20 protein-coding genes are annotated in these 17,581 nt (G+C 52.1%); 5 read left to right on the top strand and 15 right to left on the bottom strand.

Annotated features, from left to right (window positions below):
- The first annotated feature begins 175 nt into the window (after positions 1 to 175).
- On the top strand, positions 176 to 1,696 hold the full coding sequence (gene yfcC, locus SK38_RS01240) for a putative basic amino acid antiporter YfcC (protein WP_048234825.1): 1,521 nt from the start codon (positions 176 to 178) through the stop codon (positions 1,694 to 1,696).
- Between the two features lie 56 nt (positions 1,697 to 1,752).
- On the opposite strand, the gene yfcD is transcribed toward yfcC, so the two are convergent.
- The 3 genes from yfcD to yfcF are packed head-to-tail and all read right to left on the bottom strand — an operon-like array spanning position 1,753 to position 3,615.
- Positions 1,753 to 2,307 (bottom strand): NUDIX hydrolase YfcD, encoded by a 555-nt coding sequence (gene yfcD, locus SK38_RS01235; RefSeq protein WP_003834775.1) that lies wholly within the window; start codon positions 2,305 to 2,307, stop codon positions 1,753 to 1,755.
- A 56-nt stretch (positions 2,308 to 2,363) separates the two neighbouring features.
- A complete protein-coding gene (gene yfcE / locus SK38_RS01230) occupies positions 2,364 to 2,915 on the bottom strand; it encodes a phosphodiesterase (RefSeq protein ID WP_048234823.1) in 552 nt (183 codons plus the stop codon).
- A gap of 55 nt (positions 2,916 to 2,970) precedes the next feature.
- On the bottom strand, positions 2,971 to 3,615 hold the full coding sequence (yfcF, locus tag SK38_RS01225) for a glutathione transferase (protein ID WP_003834778.1): 645 nt from the start codon (positions 3,613 to 3,615) through the stop codon (positions 2,971 to 2,973).
- 134 nt (positions 3,616 to 3,749) lie between these two features.
- Between yfcF and yfcG the strand changes: the two genes are divergently transcribed.
- From yfcG to SK38_RS01205, 4 genes are all read left to right on the top strand, one after another.
- Positions 3,750 to 4,385, top strand: coding sequence for a GSH-dependent disulfide bond oxidoreductase (gene yfcG / locus SK38_RS01220; RefSeq protein ID WP_020996685.1), 636 nt, complete (start codon positions 3,750 to 3,752; stop codon positions 4,383 to 4,385).
- 54 nt (positions 4,386 to 4,439) lie between these two features.
- On the top strand, positions 4,440 to 4,802 hold the full coding sequence (gene folX / locus SK38_RS01215) for a dihydroneopterin triphosphate 2'-epimerase (protein WP_003028107.1): 363 nt from the start codon (positions 4,440 to 4,442) through the stop codon (positions 4,800 to 4,802).
- A 20-nt stretch (positions 4,803 to 4,822) separates the two neighbouring features.
- On the top strand, positions 4,823 to 5,716 hold the full coding sequence (locus tag SK38_RS01210) for a TIGR01777 family oxidoreductase (protein WP_048234821.1): 894 nt from the start codon (positions 4,823 to 4,825) through the stop codon (positions 5,714 to 5,716).
- A gap of 71 nt (positions 5,717 to 5,787) precedes the next feature.
- On the top strand, positions 5,788 to 6,303 hold the full coding sequence (locus tag SK38_RS01205) for a GNAT family N-acetyltransferase (RefSeq protein WP_071692556.1): 516 nt from the start codon (positions 5,788 to 5,790) through the stop codon (positions 6,301 to 6,303).
- Positions 6,304 to 6,336: 33 nt separating this feature from the next.
- Here the strand turns inward: SK38_RS01205 and hisP are convergent, their stop codons facing one another.
- The 12 genes from hisP to SK38_RS01145 form a co-directional block, all read right to left on the bottom strand.
- Entirely contained in the window at positions 6,337 to 7,110 is a 774-nt protein-coding gene (hisP, locus tag SK38_RS01200; RefSeq protein WP_003028114.1) for a histidine ABC transporter ATP-binding protein HisP, read from the bottom strand.
- Positions 7,111 to 7,123: 13 nt separating this feature from the next.
- Entirely contained in the window at positions 7,124 to 7,831 is a 708-nt protein-coding gene (gene hisM / locus SK38_RS01195; protein ID WP_003028116.1) for a histidine ABC transporter permease HisM, read from the bottom strand.
- A complete protein-coding gene (locus tag SK38_RS01190) occupies positions 7,828 to 8,514 on the bottom strand; it encodes a histidine ABC transporter permease HisQ (RefSeq protein ID WP_003028118.1) in 687 nt (228 codons plus the stop codon). Before SK38_RS01190 ends, hisM begins: the two co-directional genes overlap by 4 nt.
- Before the next feature lie 186 nt (positions 8,515 to 8,700).
- A complete protein-coding gene (gene hisJ / locus SK38_RS01185) occupies positions 8,701 to 9,483 on the bottom strand; it encodes a histidine ABC transporter substrate-binding protein HisJ (protein ID WP_003028120.1) in 783 nt (260 codons plus the stop codon).
- A gap of 247 nt (positions 9,484 to 9,730) precedes the next feature.
- Positions 9,731 to 10,513, bottom strand: coding sequence for a lysine/arginine/ornithine ABC transporter substrate-binding protein ArgT (argT, locus tag SK38_RS01180; RefSeq protein WP_006683634.1), 783 nt, complete (start codon positions 10,511 to 10,513; stop codon positions 9,731 to 9,733).
- A 287-nt stretch (positions 10,514 to 10,800) separates the two neighbouring features.
- Entirely contained in the window at positions 10,801 to 11,370 is a 570-nt protein-coding gene (locus SK38_RS01175; RefSeq protein WP_048234819.1) for a UbiX family flavin prenyltransferase, read from the bottom strand.
- 96 nt (positions 11,371 to 11,466) lie between these two features.
- Positions 11,467 to 12,984: an amidophosphoribosyltransferase gene (gene purF, locus SK38_RS01170; protein WP_003028127.1), complete on the bottom strand. Its 1,518-nt coding sequence runs from the start codon at positions 12,982 to 12,984 to the stop codon at positions 11,467 to 11,469.
- Positions 12,985 to 13,017: 33 nt separating this feature from the next.
- Entirely contained in the window at positions 13,018 to 13,506 is a 489-nt protein-coding gene (gene cvpA / locus SK38_RS01165; protein WP_003028129.1) for a colicin V production protein, read from the bottom strand.
- A 213-nt stretch (positions 13,507 to 13,719) separates the two neighbouring features.
- Positions 13,720 to 14,388 (bottom strand): cell division protein DedD, encoded by a 669-nt coding sequence (gene dedD, locus SK38_RS01160; protein WP_003834793.1) that lies wholly within the window; start codon positions 14,386 to 14,388, stop codon positions 13,720 to 13,722.
- A complete protein-coding gene (gene folC, locus SK38_RS01155; RefSeq protein WP_048234817.1) occupies positions 14,378 to 15,646 on the bottom strand; it encodes a bifunctional tetrahydrofolate synthase/dihydrofolate synthase in 1,269 nt (422 codons plus the stop codon). Before folC ends, dedD begins: the two co-directional genes overlap by 11 nt.
- 192 nt (positions 15,647 to 15,838) lie before the next feature.
- Positions 15,839 to 16,753 carry an acetyl-CoA carboxylase, carboxyltransferase subunit beta gene (gene accD / locus SK38_RS01150; RefSeq protein WP_048234816.1) on the bottom strand — a complete coding sequence of 305 codons (915 nt, stop codon included), beginning with the start codon at positions 16,751 to 16,753 and terminating at the stop codon, positions 15,839 to 15,841.
- A 149-nt stretch (positions 16,754 to 16,902) separates the two neighbouring features.
- Positions 16,903 to 17,562, bottom strand: a complete 660-nt coding sequence (locus SK38_RS01145; protein ID WP_003028140.1) for a DedA family protein — start codon at positions 17,560 to 17,562, stop codon at positions 16,903 to 16,905.
- Between the last annotated feature and the right edge of the window lie 19 nt (positions 17,563 to 17,581).

The raw sequence follows: 17,581 nt of genomic DNA, 5'->3' as shown, positions 1-17,581 counted from the left end.
ATCCGGCAACACATCTGCTTATCAAACCGGAAATAGCTGATATTTCCGGTTTTTTTATGTCTATTTCCCTTTTGGCATAATCTGAAACATTTGCCTGGATGCGCTGCATCAATGAATAACTATTCTTCTGTTCGCATACTTACTCTCTTTTGCGTTGCAACAGGGATAGTCTTTCATGTCAGCAGTAACAGAATCACAGCCAGCTAAAAAATGGGCGATGCCCGATACGCTGGTGATTATTTTTTTCGTCGCCGTTTTAACCAGTCTGGCGACATGGGTTGTTCCCGTCGGGATGTTCGACAGCCAGGAAGTGCAGTATCAGGTTGATGGACAAACCAAAACCCGTAAGGTGGTTGACCCCCATTCCTTTCGTATTCTGACCAACGACGCAGGTGAAGAGCAGTATCACCGGGTGCAGTTATTCACCACCGGAGATGAACGCCCAGGCCTGATGAATTTCCCGTTTGAAGGATTAACCTCCGGCTCGAAATTCGGCACTGCTGTCGGCATCATTATGTTTATGCTGGTCATTGGCGGCGCATTCGGCATCGTTATGCGTACCGGTACCATTGATAACGGCATCCTGGCGCTCATTCGCCATACGCGGGGCAACGAGGTCCTGTTTATCCCAGTGCTGTTTATTCTCTTCTCCTTAGGCGGCGCGGTGTTTGGCATGGGGGAAGAGGCTGTTGCCTTTGCCATTATCATCGCGCCTTTGATGGTACGGCTAGGTTACGACAGTATCACCACCGTGCTGGTTACCTATATCGCGACTCAGATTGGTTTCGCCAGCTCATGGATGAACCCATTTTGCGTGGTGGTCGCGCAAGGTATTGCGGGGGTACCGGTGCTCTCTGGTTCCGGGCTACGCATCGTGGTCTGGGTGATCGCTACACTAATCGGGCTGACCTTCACGCTGGCCTATGCGGCGCGTATCAAAAAGAATCCGCTTTTGTCCCGGGTACATGAATCCGACCGCTTCTTTCGCGAGCAGCAGGACGAAGTCGTGGAACGACGCTTCACGCTGGGAGACTGGTTAGTGCTAGTGGTGCTGACCGCGGTGATGATTTGGGTTGTCTGGGGCGTTATCGTCAACGCGTGGTTTATTCCTGAGATCGCCAGTCAGTTCTTCACGATGGGTCTGGTGATTGGCATTATCGGCGTCGTGTTTCGGCTCAACGGCATGACGGTCAACATCATGGCCTCCTCATTCACTGAGGGCGCACGAATGATGATTGCCCCTGCCCTGCTGGTTGGTTTTGCCAAAGGCATTTTACTGCTGGTCGGTAATGGAGAGGCGGGTGAAGCCAGCGTGTTAAACACTCTGCTGCACAGCATTGCCAATGGCATCAGCGGGCTGGATAACGCCATCGCGGCGTGGTTTATGCTATTGTTCCAGGCAGTATTTAATTTCTTCGTCACTTCCGGCTCTGGTCAGGCTGCGTTAACCATGCCGCTACTGGCACCGCTGGGCGATCTGGTTGGCGTAAACCGTCAGGTCACAGTCCTGGCCTTCCAGTTTGGCGACGGATTCAGTCATATTATCTATCCGACGTCAGCATCTCTGATGGCTACGTTAGGCGTTTGTCGGGTGGATTTTCGTAACTGGCTGAAGGTAGGTGCTAAGCTGTTGGGACTGCTGTTTATTATGTCCAGCGTGGTGGTGATTGGCGCGCAGATGATGGGTTACCATTAAAAAGTGTGCGTCCGGCCTACTCGATTTCTCGACGCAGTAGGCCGGATGAACAGAGTTTACTCAGCTTCTTCCTGCTTTTCGGCTTTCGCCCCTTCATTCTTGGCGTTGCGGGTCATCCACAGCGCCAGGGCTTTCAGGGAGTCCGGTGTAAATTCGTCGCAGCGCGCGGTAATTTCTTCCGGCGTCAACCAGCAAACTTCACTGACCTCATCTTCCTGAAGCGCAAACGGTCCGTGGGAAACGCAGCTAAACAACCCGCCCCATACGCGACAGTTCTGATCTTCAAAGTAAAACTGACCATGCTCGGCAAACGGCACGCCCGCAATCCCCAGTTCCTCTTCTGCTTCACGACGCGCTGATTCCAGCATCTGCTCGTCAGCCTGAACCACACCGCCTGCGGTGGCATCCAGCATGCCGGGCAAAAAATCTTTTGTCTCAGTGCGACGTTGAACCAGAATTTTGCCCATACCATCATGCACAACGATATACGTTGCACGATGGCGTAAGCGTTGCGCCCGCATTTGTTCCCGGCTGGACTGTGCAATGACTTCGTTGTCTTCATTCACAATATCCACCCATTCAGTACTTGCCAAACGACGCTGTTCCACCATCAGGAAACCTTCTTTTTTCTGGCGCTCTTACGGCGCGTTTATGTTTGTGGGGTAAATTACGGATTAATCTCGACCTGTGCAATAACACTTTGATCATTGAGTGCCATTACGCTGAGAACATTATCATCCAGAATCCCGTAACTTGCCGCAAAGCCCCCTTTCGGGATGCTTACCGAGCCGGGATTGAAATGATAGATACCCTCGCGCCGCTCAGCAACCGGCAGATGAGTATGCCCATAGACCAGAACATCGCCCGCATTGAGCGCCGGCATATTTTGCGGGCCAAAAAGGTGTCCGTGCGTCAAAAAGAGTCGCTGGTTTTCTGTCAGAATTTGCTGCCACGGCGCAGTCATCGGAAAATGCAGGAGCATCTGATCCACTTCGCTGTCGCAATTACCACGCACCGCAATAATTCGCGATGCCAGTTCATTCAACCGTTCAGCAACCTGCGCAGGTGCATAGCCTTCTGGAAGCGCATTACGCGGCCCGTGGTTTAAAACATCACCCAATATCACCAGCCATTGCGCGCCGCTTGCAGCAAACCGTTCGAGTACGCGTTCCGTGGCTGGCAACGAACCATGAATGTCCGATGCGAACATCAGTTTCATCACTCACTCCTCGCTGAAAATTACCTTGTAATGATACTGGATTACGGCCCGTTTTTCAGCAGGAACGCTTCGCTGAAAGCGCGATAAAACGCTGTACTGAAGCGCGCTGCCACTGGAAGGTGGCGTATTCCGCAAGCGCTTCTGGAACCTCATCACCATTCAGGACCAGGCGATTAAGCATTAGCGCTAAATCACAGTCAGCGATACACCATTCGCCAAATAAATTCTGCTTACCGTGGCTCAGTAAACTGCTCGCAGTAGCGAACAGTTTTTCCGCACTGGCTTTTCCCGCTTCGCTTAACGGTCCTTTCTTCACGCCAGCAAAAACGACATCTGTTGATCGTTCCTCACGGATAGGCATTAAATCGCTGCGGATCCACGCCTGAACCTGGCGCGCCCGAGCGCGCTTTTGTACATCGTGTGGGTAGATACGCTCCCACTGTGGCGGTGCAAAGCTCTCTTCCAGGAATTCCGTAATCGCTGATGATTCGCTCAGTTCAAAACCATCGATCTCAAGAACCGGTACGCGGCGCGTCAAGGCGTAACCTTGCCATGAAGGATGCAAGTGTTCACCACTATTGAGATCAACGGTTTTCAGCGTGAAAGGTAGCCCCTTCTCTTGCAGAGCGACATAAACAGACAGCACGTAGGGGGAGAAAAAATTGGCATCTGACCACAGCGTAATTGCAGATTTGCTCATAATGTCCTCTGAAGTGTATTGGCTTGCTTTCAAAATATAGAGTCTTTCTCTCGCTGTCACTTGATGAAAACTCACGCACGCCAACAGGCTCTATACTTGTAATGACCCGGTTCATGACAAAACGGATGCTGAAAATGATCGATCTCTATTACACGCCATCGCCAAACGGTCACAAAATCACGCTGTTTCTTGAAGAGGCACAGCTGCAATACCGTCTGATTCATGTCGATATCAGCAAAGGCAGCCAGTTTCGCCCCGATTTTCTGCTGATCTCGCCGAACAATAAAATCCCGGCCATTATCGATCATGCGCCGGAAGATGGCGGAAGGCCCATCAGCTTGTTTGAATCCGGAGAGATTTTACTCTATCTGGCGGAGAAGAGCGGTAAGCTGCTCAGCGGTGAATTACGCGAACGCCACACCACGCTGCAGTGGCTTTTCTGGCAGGTCAGCGGTTTGGGCCCCATGCTGGGACAGAATCATCATTTCAGTCATTACGCTCCGCAAACGATCCCTTACGCTATTGAAAGATATCAGGTTGAAACCCAGCGCCTGTACAACGTGATGAATAAACGTCTGGAAACGTCACCCTGGCTGGGAGGCGATCACTACAGCATTGCTGACATTGCCTGCTGGCCGTGGATCCACGCCCATCAGCGTCAGCGCATCGACCTCGACAATTACCCGGCGGTCAATAACTGGCACGAACGCATCCGTACGCGTCCTGCCACGGAACGCGCCATGCAGCAAGCACTGAGTGAGAAGCGGTGACGCAATTCGGTTCTCGTGTATCATGCAGAGGTTCATACATGGAGGAAACCTGCAATGTCACAACCTGACGCTATTATTCGTATAAAAAACCTTCGTCTGCGCACCTTTATCGGCATTAAAGAAGAGGAGATCCTTAACCGACAGGATATCGTCATCAACATTGCCATTCACTATCCGGCAGACAAAGCGCGTACCAGCGAAGATATCAACGACGCGCTGAATTACCGCACTATAACCAAAAGCATCATTGCCCACGTGGAGGGTAACCGCTTCTCATTGTTAGAAAAATTAACTCAAGATGTGCTCGATATCGCACGCGAACATCACTGGGTCACTTATGCTGAAGTCGAGATAGATAAACTTCACGCATTGCGTTACGCCGACTCAGTATCAATGACGCTGAGCTGGCAGCGCTAAAACGTAACCCGGGAGGCGACATGCAGATTCTGATTACCGGCGGTACTGGCCTGATTGGACGTCATCTGATCCCCTGCCTGCTGGAACTGGGGCATCAGATAATCGTAGTGACACGTACCCCTGATAAGGCTCGTCAGATTCTCGACTCTCGGGTCACGTTATGGAAAGGACTGGAAGAGCGGCAACATCTCAATAATATTGATGCCGTGATTAACCTTGCCGGAGAGCCTATTGCAGATAAGCGCTGGAGCGCACAGCAAAAGGAACGCTTGTGCCAGAGCCGTTGGGGCATTACGCAGAAACTGGTCGATTTAATCAATGCCAGCGAGACGCCGCCCTCAGTGTTAATCTCCGGTTCCGCTACCGGTTACTACGGCGATTTGGGCGAAGTTGTGGTTACGGAAGAAGAGCCACCGCATAACGAATTTACCCACAAGCTGTGCGCCCGCTGGGAGCAAATTGCCAGCACTGCGCAAAGCGAAAAAACCCGCGTATGTATGCTGCGTACCGGCGTGGTACTGGCCTCAGCAGGCGGCATTCTGGCAAAAATGGTACCGCCGTTTCGTCTTGGCTTAGGCGGCCCGATCGGTAACGGACGCCAGTATATGGCCTGGATCCATGTTGATGATATGGTCAACGGAATTATCTGGCTGCTGAATAACGATCTACGCGGTCCCTTCAATATGGTTTCGCCATACCCGGTGCACAATGAGCAGTTTGCCCACGCGCTGGGTCACGCTCTGAACCGCCCTGCCATTCTGCGCGTTCCCGCCACCGCTATGCGACTGCTGATGGGGGAATCGTCAGTACTGGTCCTTGGTGGACAACGCGCATTGCCCAAACGCCTGGAAGCTTCCGGTTTTACGTTTCGCTGGTACGATTTAGAAGAAGCGCTGGCGGATGTCATCCGATAATCCCTATGCACTATTCACAGTCGCCGTTGTGGTGGTAAGGTTATAGACCAGATTTCCGCAATGGCGACGTTATGGCGATAATATCGACTCCCCGACTTACCCTCTCTTTGTTTCAATTTTCTGACTGGTCATTTTTCCAGAAACTCCGTGAATGTCCTGAAGTCATGCGCTATATGGGCAACATCGCCCCGGCGAAAGATACGCGGCTGTTATTCGCCAGACGTCTGGCCGCACAGCACACTTTCGTCATCCGCGAACATAACAGCCCGATGCCACTTGGCGATATTGGTCTGCAAATCAGCCATCTTTACCCGCAGGAAGCCGACCTCGGCTACGCCATCATGCCACAGGCTCAGGGGAAAGGTATTGCCAGCGAAGCCGTGCGCGCGGTGTGCCAGTATGCCTTCGAGCATGCAGGTGTGACGGCGATAAACGCATACGCGCTGGCGGATAACAAGGGTTCAATCCGTATTCTGGAAAAGACAGGCTTTGTACGTACGCAGGTACTGGAAAAGGCGTATGAGATTGACGGCATCGCCTACGACGACTGGGTGTTTCGGCTGGAGCGCGACGCGCTAAAATTGTAAGCCCGGAAAGCGTAGCGCCTCCGGGCTGTTGACTTACTTCAGCGATCCTTTAAGGAACTGTTGCAAACGCGGGCTTTGCGGATTACCGAATACCTGCTCCGGGTCGCCCTCTTCCTCAATTTTCCCCTGATGCAGGAAAATCACGTGCGTGGAAACATGACGAGCAAACCCCATTTCGTGGGTCACCACCACCATGGTTTTCCCCTCTTCAGCCAGCTGTTGCATAATGCGCAGCACTTCACCCACCAGCTCAGGATCAAGCGCCGACGTAGGTTCATCAAACAATAACACTTCCGGTTCCATCGCCAGCGCACGGGCAATGGAAACACGCTGCTGCTGACCACCGGACAGGTGCACCGGATATTTGCCCTGTGCGCGCTCATCAATGCCCACTTTAGCCAGATACTTCACCGCACGGTCGCGAGCTTCCTGCTTGCTCAGCCCCAACACCTGAATCGGCGCTTCCATGACGTTTTCCAGCACTGTCATGTGACTCCACAGATTAAAGTGCTGAAAAACCATCGTCAGACGCGTACGCAGCAGGCGTAGCTGATTTTTGTCCGCAACCTTCAACTGGCCGTCTTTGTCGCGCACCAGACCAATGTTCTGACCGCTGACGACAATCGACCCGGCACTCGGTTTCTCGAGAAAGTTAATGCAGCGCAGGAAGGTACTTTTACCGGAACCTGACGAGCCAATAATGCTGATAACATCACCCGCGTTGGCCTGCAGCGATACCCCTTTCAGCACTTCATGTTCGCCGTAGTGCTTATGTAAGTCGATAACGTTTAATTTATTTTCAGACATCGTGTTACTCGAATCATTTAGAGGATACATGCTGCAACCAGCGTTTTTCCGCTTTACGGAACAGACTGATCAGGACATACGAAATAATCAAATACAGCACAGCGGCAATACCGAAGGCGGTAAACGGCTGATATGTTGCCGAGTTGATATCGCGAGCGATTTTCAACAAATCTGGCACAGTGGCCGTAAATGCCAGCGCCGTGGAGTGCAGCATTAAAATGACTTCATTGCTGTATGCCGGCAGCGCAATACGCAGCGCGGAAGGTAAAATAATGCATCGATACAGTTTGAATGACGAGAAACCGTATGCGCGCGCAGCCTCAATCTCACCGTGAGGCACGGAACGAATAGCCCCGGCGAAAATCTCCGTGGTATAGGCGCAGGTATTCAGCGTCAGCGCCAGCACGGTGCAATTCAGCCCGCTGCGGAAAAACGCGTTGAGGAAGTCCGTGCCTTTAACTATCTCCAGCGTATACATCCCGGAATAAAACACCAGTAGCTGAACGTACAGCGGCGTCCCACGAAAAATATAGGTGAACAGCCAGATGGGAAACTGGATAAATTTATTACTGGAAACGCGACCAATCGCCAAAAAGAGTGCCAGTATTCCGCCCATCACTACTGACGAAATCAAAAGCCACAGGGTGATAGCGACGCCAGTGTAGCGATATCCGTCGGTCCACAGCAGGGACTTCCAGTATTCCTGAATAATCTCGATCACAGGTCAGCCCTCTTCACACCCACGGAATAGCGGCGCTCAAGGTACAGCAGCACACCATTAGAAACAGTGGTAAACACCAGATAGATGACCCCGCACACGACGGCAAAATAGAACGGCTCCCAGGTACTCTTCCCGGCAAGCTGAGTCGCTTTCACCACGTCTTCAAGTCCAAGCAACGATACCAGCGCCGTAGCCTTAAGAATAACCTGCCAGTTATTGCCGATTCCCGGTAAGGCATAACGCATCATCGCCGGGAACATAATGCGACGAAATATTTGTGAGCTGGTAAAGCCAAACGCCGTCGCGGCTTCAATATGGCCTTTTGGTACAGCCATAAACGCACCGCGAAAAGTTTCGGTAAAGTAGGCGCCGTAGATGAATCCAAGGGTGATAATGCCCGCAACCATCGGATCAATATCAATCTGGCCGATACCGATGGCATCGGTAATGGTATTCAGCGCGATTTGTAATCCGTAGAAGATGAGCAGCATTAAGACCAGATCGGGCACGCCGCGGATTAGCGTTGTGTACCCTTCGAAAATAAGCCCCATTGCCCGGCTTTGCGACAGCTTTGCTGCTGCGCCGACAAGACCTATCAGAACCGCCAGTACCACCGAGCTGAGTGCCAGCTCCAGCGTAACAATTGCGCCCTGTAAAATAACACCTGAAAAGCCATACAACATGCTGCCTGTCCTGTCGTGTGTGGTGGAGTAGTAAGCCTCTTTTGATTTCAGACTAACCGTTAAATGCCGGATGGCGGCCTTGCCTTATCCGGCCTACAAAATCACCGTAGGCCGGATAAGCGCGGTGCCATCGGGCATAAATTCAACGCGTCAAAAATCTACGGGCTTTATCAGCACCTGCGGTAATTAACCGCCGTAAACATCAAAATCGAAGTACTTTTTCGCCAGCTTCTCGTAAGTACCGTCAGCTCGCATTTCGGCAAAGGCTTTATTCAGCGCTTCGCGCAGTTCGTTATCGTCTTTGCGCAGCCCCATACCGGTACCCACGCCGAACAACTTCTCGTCTTTCACAGACGGGCCGCCGAATTTGTAATCTTTACCGACTGGCTGTTTCAGGAAGCCTTCGCTGGCCGCAACTTCATCCTGGAACGCGGCGTCAATACGCCCGGCAGTCAGGTCAGAATAGATATTGTCCTGCCCCTGATAAGAGACAATCTCAATACCTTTTGGCGCCCAGTGTTCGTTGCCGAACGTTTCCTGGGTAGTGCCCTGCAGCACACCAACACGTTTGCCTTTCAGCGACTCAATGGTCGGCTGAATAGCAGAATCTTTAGCGACAACCAGACGCGAATCGGCTGCATAAAGCTTGTCGGTAAATGCGATTTCCTGCTGACGTTTTTCAGTAATGGAAAGCGAGGACATGATGGCATCGATTTTCTTCGCTTTTAGCGAAGGGATCAGAGCGTCCAGCGGGTTTTCCACGAAGGTACATTGCGTATTGATACGTTTGCACAGCTCTTTAGCCAGATCGATATCAAAACCGACTAATTCACCCTGCGCATTCTTCGATTCGAACGGCGCATAAGTAGGATCGGTACCGATACGAATTTTTTGCGGAATGGCTGCAAATGCTGCGGTAGCACTGGAGAAAGCCAGAACCAGAGAAAGAGACAACACCAGTTTTTTCATAACTATCCTCAACAGACTGTCTTTTATAGGGGATCTTTACAGGACCAGGTGCAGTTATCGTGCCATTAATCAGGCCGACAAGGCAAAGCATTCTACCCTGTCGGCGGTATTTATTTGCATGAAAAGCGCTTAAGTATGCACTCATGCTTATTAAGTCAGCGATAAAAGCACCAAAACAGTGCACTGAATTTATTATGCACCGAAATGGTTACCCGCAATGGTGCAGTCAATTCCCCACGCCGCTGTATTAATCGCCGTAGACATTAAAATTAAAATATTTGCTCGCCATTTTGTCGTAGGTGCCGTCTTTACGCAGTTCGCCCAGCGCTTTGTCGAAAGCGGCTTTCAGCTCTGCATCATCTTTGCGCAAGCCAATCCCGGTTCCGTCACCAAAGTATTTTTTATCTTTCACCGACGGACCGGCAAAAGCGTAATCCTTACCAGCAGGCTGCTTCAGGAAGCCTTCGCTGGCCGCAACTTCATCTTGCAATGCCGCGTCCAGACGGCCTGCCGTCAGGTCAGAATAGATGAGGTCCTGGTTCGCATAGGCCACCACGTCCACGCCTTTACTGCGCCAGTTGTCATTGGCATAGGCTTCCTGAGTAGAGCCTTGCAGGACGCCAACGTGTTTACCCTTGAGGGAATCCAGAGTCGGCTGAATTGGGGAACCTTTCGCGGCGATCAGACGTGAGTCTGCAGCGTAAAGTTTGTCTGAGAACGCAATCTCTTGCTGACGCTTTTCGGTGATAGAAAGCGAGGAGATGATGGCATCAATTTTTTTCGCTTTCAGCGATGGGATCAGCGCATCAAAGTCACTGGCAACCCAGGTGCATTTGATCTGCATGCGCTTACACATCTCATTTCCCAGATCGATATCGAAGCCGACAAAGTCGCCTTTGGCATCTTTAGAGGAAAAAGGAGCGTACGTTGTATCTGTACCAATACGAACCGTCTGCGGAAGTGCTGCGTAGCTGGCCGCGGTGGCGGAGAGTCCTACCAGCAAAGACAAAGCAAGAACCGTCTTCTTCATACATAACCCTCAAGTGGCGTAATTTTATTATGTTTTACGTTGTGTTGTGTGTTTGCAGACTTTTTCATGCATGTCTTATGCCATTTTCACGTCGATGAGGATATTCGACGTTAAATATGTTAATAAAACGTTGCAATAATGTCCTGATTTTGAAGATAGCAGGTCTGGCGGTTGAACCGCAGCGTTTCGTTGAGTTTTAACGAATTAAATGTTGAGGATATGATCGCGGTTACAAAATTGCCCTGAAACAGGGCAACGGATGATTCTTTGCACGCTGATGGAACGGCTTACGCCCCTTGCCAGCGGGTGAACAGGTCCTGCGGAAGGGTAATATCAAACTGGTCAAGCACGCGATTAACCGTTTGATTAATCACATCATCGAGCGTTTGCGGACGATGATAAAACGCCGGGACAGGTGGCATAATTACCGCCCCAATTTCTGCCGCCTGCGTCATCAATCGCAAATGCCCCAGATGCAGCGGCGTTTCGCGTACACACAGCAGCAGCGGACGACGTTCTTTCAACACCACATCTGCCGCACGGGTAAGCAACCCATCGGTGTAACTGTGGACGATGCCAGAAAGCGTTTTGATTGAACAAGGCAGAATAACCATTCCGGCAGTCTGAAAAGAGCCGGAGGAGATACTGGCGGCGATATCACGGGTATCATGATTCACATTTGCCAGCGCCTGCACGTCGCGCACAGAGAGGTCCGTTTCCAGCGCCAGCGTCTGTCGGGCAGCGGCACTCATCACCAGGTGGGTTTCCACATCAGTGACGTCACGCAATACCTGCAACAGGCGCACGCCGTAAATTGCCCCGCTTGCACCAGAAATACCAATGATGAGTCGTTTCATGTGTAATCGCCCTTACTTGCTCAGGGCCGACTTTGCAGGAAATTACGGTTAGTTGCAAGCAAGGGTGCAGGTTGCGCCCTTGCTTGCGAGCAAACATTAACCTTCGTTGTGCATCTCAAGGTTTTCTGCTTCGTTCTGACGCAACACCGCTTTGGCATCGTCATTACGCAGGGAGTCGAGGAAATCGAGATATTGCTGGTCGACGTCTTTGGTAACGTACACGCCGTTAAATACTGAACATTCAAACTGCTGAATATCCGGGTTCTCAGCACGGACAGCTTCAATCAGATCGTTCAGATCCTGGAAGATCAGACCATCTGCGCCGATTATCTGGCGAATCTCGTCCACTTCACGACCATGCGCAATCAGCTCCGTCGCCGTAGGCATATCGATGCCATAAACGTTCGGGAAGCGAATTTCCGGGGCGGCAGAGGCCAGATACACCTTCTTCGCTCCGGCTTCACGCGCCATCTCGATAATCTGCTCAGAAGTGGTGCCGCGCACGATGGAGTCATCCACCAGCAGCACGTTTTTATCACGGAATTCCGCACGGTTAGCGTTCAGCTTACGGCGCACAGATTTACGACGCAACTGCTGGCCCGGCATGATAAAGGTACGGCCCACATAGCGGTTTTTCACAAACCCCTGGCGGTACGGCTTACCGAGAATACGGGCAATTTCCAGCGCGATATCACAGGAGGTTTCCGGGATTGGGATTACTACGTCGATGTCCAGATCTTCCCACTCACGGGCAATTTTTTCGCCAAGCTTAGTCCCCATATTCACACGGGCGCTGTAGACGGAAATCTTGTCGATAAAGGAGTCAGGACGTGCGAAGTAAACGTATTCAAACAGACATGGATTGCTCACCGGGTTATCGGCACACTGACGGGTAAACAGCTGGCCTTTTTCGGTGATGTACACCGCTTCGCCAGGTGCTACGTCACGCAGGAATTCAAAGCCCAGCGTATCCAGCGCTACGCTCTCAGACGCCACCATGTACTCGGTACGGCCATCGCCAATATCGCGTTTGCCCATCACCAGCGGACGGATACCGTTAGGGTCGCGGAAGGCAACCATACCGTGACCGATAATCATCGCCACGCAGGCATAGGCGCCGCGAATCTGGCGGTTGGTTGCCGCAATGGCAGCAAAAATATTGTCGGCTTCCAGCGGGTAATGACGGAAGTTATCCAGCTCGCTGGCGAAAATATTCAGCAGAATTTCAGAATCTGAAGTGGTATTGATGTGGCGGCGCTTTTCTTCAAACAGCTTTTTACGCAACTCATGCGCGTTGGTCAGGTTGCCATTGTGGGCAAGCGTAATGCCATACGGTGAGTTGACGTAAAAAGGTTGAGCTTCGGAGGCGCTGGAGCTGCCAGCCGTTGGGTAACGCACATGACCGATGCCCATATTGCCCTGCAAACGCTGCATATGGCGCGCTTCAAAAATATCGCTCACCATTCCGTTTGCTTTACGCAAGCGGAAGCAGTTGTTGGCATCAATGGTGATGATGCCCGCAGCATCCTGACCACGATGCTGGAGCACCGTTAACGCGTCATAAATCGACTGGTTTACCGGCATAACACCGGCGATACCGACAATACCGCACATACGTCTTTTCCTCGTTCAGCAACGACCCAAAGTTTATACTTTGGGCAAGAAACTTGACGAGCTTTGCAGATAGTCAAAGAACCATCTGATGATGAAACTGAACTGCGGGATCAGCTGTGACTTACCCCAGTCTTCACTTTTCGACAGACCGGTAAAGGTATCGAGAAAGAACAGTATGGCGGCGACGATCAACGCTCCACGCAAAGCACCGAAGCAGATCCCCAACACCCTGTCGGTACCCGACAGTCCTGTTTTCTCTACCAGTTGGCCTATCACAAAGTTAACGATAGCGCCGACGATAAGTGTCGCGATGAACAGTATCGCGATAGCAATCCCATTTCGAACCAGTTCGTCTTCAAAGCCCGTAAACCAGACAGACAGGTAAGTGTAGTAATGGCTGGCGACAAAGAAAGCACAACCCCAAGTCACCAACGATAATGCTTCACGAACAAAGCCACGGATCAGGCTAACCAGACAGGAAAAACCAATCACCGCGATAATGGCGTAATCAATCCAGACCATATGTGTCCCACGATTTTACGCCCTGTCGTCCTGTTCGGGGCGCATTCTAACAGAAAAAGAAAACGTTTGCGTAGGGATTTCCTTTCCACGCGTAAATAAAAATGGCGCTGAAAAAATCTTCAACGCCATACGATTTTATGCCTCTTCGGGCACTGCCGGATGGCGGTGTAAACACCTTGTCCGGCCTACATCAGCGCAACGTAACGCAATCCCTTAGTTAGGGGTATACCCCATCACCACCCCGCTCAAACCAGAGATCTTCTGCAGCTCGCCCAGCGAGTTCTTCAGCTTATCTTTGGAGGCGTCAGGCCCTACGAGAATGCGGGTTATTTTACCCTGCACCGGCGTTGACGGGGAAGTATATACCCGGAAGCCCGCGCCACGAAGTTTACCCACGATCTCATTGACCTTATCCGCGTTTTTCAGCGCACCGAGTTGTACAACGTACGCTTTGCCGGTTGGCGCTGGCGCTTCCTCAGCGGCCGGTTTCGGCGCTGGAGTCGGTGCCGGCGTTGGCGTCGGGGCGACAGCAACAGGCTGCGGTTTCGGTTTAGGTTTCGGTGGTTCCACAGGCGCAGGGACAGGATCTAACTCCGCACTGTTTGCCGTCGTCAAACGTGATGGATCCAACGATGGCGCGGCAGCATCACCCGCACGCACCTCTTCTGCCGCCCCTTCCGGCGGCTGAGTCGGCAGCGCCTGCGTTGCTGCTGGCATCATGTCTGGTTCATCGCGATCGCCGGGTTTAGGCACCAGTGGGATCGCTGCAAATTCATCCTGATAATGCTTTTTCTGGCCGTCAAGCAGCCCGGGAAGCACAATCACCCCGAGCGCGACCAGCACAATTGTGCCGACTAATCGATTCTGAAACTTACTCGCCACCGCTTCTCCCCACGTCTATTACTTCCATGACATGTGCGACAGTGTGAAACGATCCACACACCAACACGGTATCTTCTGGCTTCGCCTCAGCAAGTGCCGCAGCCCATGCCTGCGCCACGCTGTCATAAGCGTTGCCTTTGCCCAGGTGCTCCAGCAGCTGTTCTGCCGTTGCACCACGCGGCCCTTCCAGGGGCGCACAGTACCAGTCGTCAACCACGCTTTTCAGCCAGGCCAACGTACCTGCAATATCTTTATCATGTAGCATACCGATAACCGCAAGTACACGCCCGCTTTTCACTAACTTTTTCAGACGTCCGGTCAGATACTCCGCCGCATGCGGGTTATGGGCAACATCAAAAATTACCCGCGGCGACTCGCTCACAACCTGGAAGCGTCCCGGTAAAATCGCTTGTTCGATACCGTCACGAATGACCTGCTCGCTGACGTTAAGGCCGCTTGCGCGCAGTGCGGCCAGTGCGGTTGCAGCGTTAGGTTGTGGCACCTGCGGCAACGGCAGGTGCGCCAGCGTTCCATGAGCATCAGTAAACGACCAGTCGTTCTCCGTGACCGCATAGCGCCAGTCCACACCGCAACGTTGCAAAATCGCCCCGCACTCCTGAGCGACATCTGCGATGGTGTAAGGCATTTCCGGTTCGCCGACGATGGCCGGTTTCTCTGCGCGGAAAATCCCTGCCTTCTCACGACCAATACTTTCGCGATCCGGGCCCAGCCAGTCAGTATGGTCAAGCGCAATACTGGTGACTACTGCGACATCGGCATCGACGATATTGGTGGCGTCAAGGCGGCCGCCTAACCCCACTTCCAGAATAACAACATCCAGTTGGGCCTGTTTAAACAGCCAGAGTGCCGATAACGTACCGTATTCAAAGTAAGTCAGGGAAATGTCACCACGTGCGTCTTCAATCTCAGCAAACGAGGCGGTATGAGCTGATTCCGGCAGTTCACGCCCCTGCACGCGTACGCGTTCCGTGTAGCGCACCAGATGAGGCGAACTGTACACCCCAACTTTATAGCCTGCCGCAGTCAGCACAGATTCCAGCGTACGACAGGTTGTGCCTTTCCCATTGGTTCCTGCCACCGTAAAAACAAATGGCGCAGGTTTCAACACACCCAGTTTACGCGCCACCTGGCTGACGCGTTCAAGGCCCAGATCGATGGTTTTACTGTGCAGGTTTTCAAGATAAGAAAGCCACGACGCCAGGGGCGACGCGGCTTGAGGGATACGTTTATTGTCCATAATGCCTGTAGATTCTTTACGTTGAGAAAAGCAAAAGGGCAGCGCCAACCGGCCTGCCCTTTTTTACACGTCGTTTTCCACGTTGCAGATGTGTTGGCTGTACTCGCTCTCCCGAATCACTTAACGGTGTAAGTTCATTGGGATTAACACTCTTGTCGCCTGCCTGCAACCCGAAACCCATAGCGTAAACTATCAGGCCTCTGGTTCCTGATCGGGAACCGGAGGTACCACTTCGCCTTCACGCGGCTCATCCGGATTCGGCGCAGGAAGATTCATCAGCTTCGCCAGGATGCTTGCCAGTTTCAGGCGCATTTCCGGACGGCGGATGATCATATCGATAGCGCCCTTTTCAATCAGGAACTCGCTGCGCTGGAATCCCGGCGGCAGTTTCTCACGTACGGTTTGCTCGATAACACGCGGACCAGCGAAGCCGATCAATGCTTTCGGTTCTGCAATGTTGAGATCGCCCAGCATCGCGAAGCTTGCGGAAACACCACCCATTGTTGGGTCGGTCAGTACAGAAATATACGGTAAACCGCGTTCCTGCATTTTCGCCAGCGCAGCAGAGGTTTTCGCCATCTGCATCAAAGACATCAGCGCTTCCTGCATACGCGCCCCGCCAGAAGCGGAGAAGCAGATCAGCGGACAGTTGTCTTCCAGCGCCTGCTCAACGGCACGGACAAAACGCGCGCCGACCACAGAGCCCATGGAGCCGCCCATAAACGCGAACTCGAATGCCGCAGCAACGACCGGCATACCGTGAAGTGTGCCTTTCATCACCACCAGCGCATCTTTCTCGCCAGTTTCTTTCTGCGCAGAAGCCAGTCTGTCTTTGTATTTTTTGGAGTCACGAAACTTCAGCACGTCTTTCGGCTCAAGCTCGCTACCCAGTTCCACAAGAGAACCTTCATCTAACAGGCTATGCAGGCGATTGCGCGCCGACATGCGCATATGATGGTCACACTTCGGACAGACCTCAAGATTACGTTCCAGCTCAGCACGGTATAAAACCTGACCGCAGCTATCACACTTGGTCCACACCCCTTCAGGAATGCTTGCCTTGCGGGTGGGAGTAATGTTGCTTTTAATTCGTTCAATCCAGCTCATTGGTGACCTTTCTGCCTGAACCCTAGTCAGCTTTGTTATAAGGGGCGCATAATGCCATTTTTGCCCCTAACAGACCATGAATGTTGCACATTAAAACATAACAGCCCGAAACTTTGGATAAAAAAGTGGTCGAACCGCTGAGTTACTTTCTATTTTGCAGCCCGTGACGCAGCACGCTTATGGCGAATTACTTCAATCACCCCCGGCAATACGGAAAGGACGATAATCGCCACAATCAATAATTTCAGGTTTTCCTGGACGATCGGCAGATCGCCGAACAGGTAGCCTGCGTAGGTGAACAACAATACCCACAGCAATGCGCCTACGACGTTATACATCGCAAAGTGACGGTAGGACATATGTCCCATACCGGCAACAAACGGCGCAAATGTACGCACGATTGGCACGAAACGCGCCAGGATAATCGTCTTACCGCCATGACGCTCGTAGAACGCATGGGTTTTATCCAGGTAGCTGCGGCGGAAAATTTTGGAGTTCGGGTTACTGAAAAGTTTTTCCCCGAACAATCGGCCAATCGTGTAGTTCACCGCATCGCCCACAATCGCCGCCACAATCATCAGTGCCACCATCAGATGAACATTAAGATCGTTGGTTGGCAGCGCAGAAAGCGCACCCGCAACAAACAGCAGCGAATCCCCTGGCAGGAATGGTGTCACCACCAGCCCGGTTTCACAGAACAGGATCAGAAACAGAATGGCGTATACCCAGATACCGTATTCCGCAACCAGCTCCGCCAGGTGCACATCAATGTGCAGTATAAAATCGATAAGAAAGTAAATCAGGTCCATAGTTTTGCCTTTATACGAC

It is taken from the genome of Citrobacter sp. MGH110 (assembly GCF_001037515.1).
GTDB lineage: Bacteria > Pseudomonadota > Gammaproteobacteria > Enterobacterales > Enterobacteriaceae > Citrobacter > Citrobacter portucalensis.
Note: the sequence above shows the minus strand (reverse complement) of the source record. Positions and strands in the feature narration are given on the sequence as shown.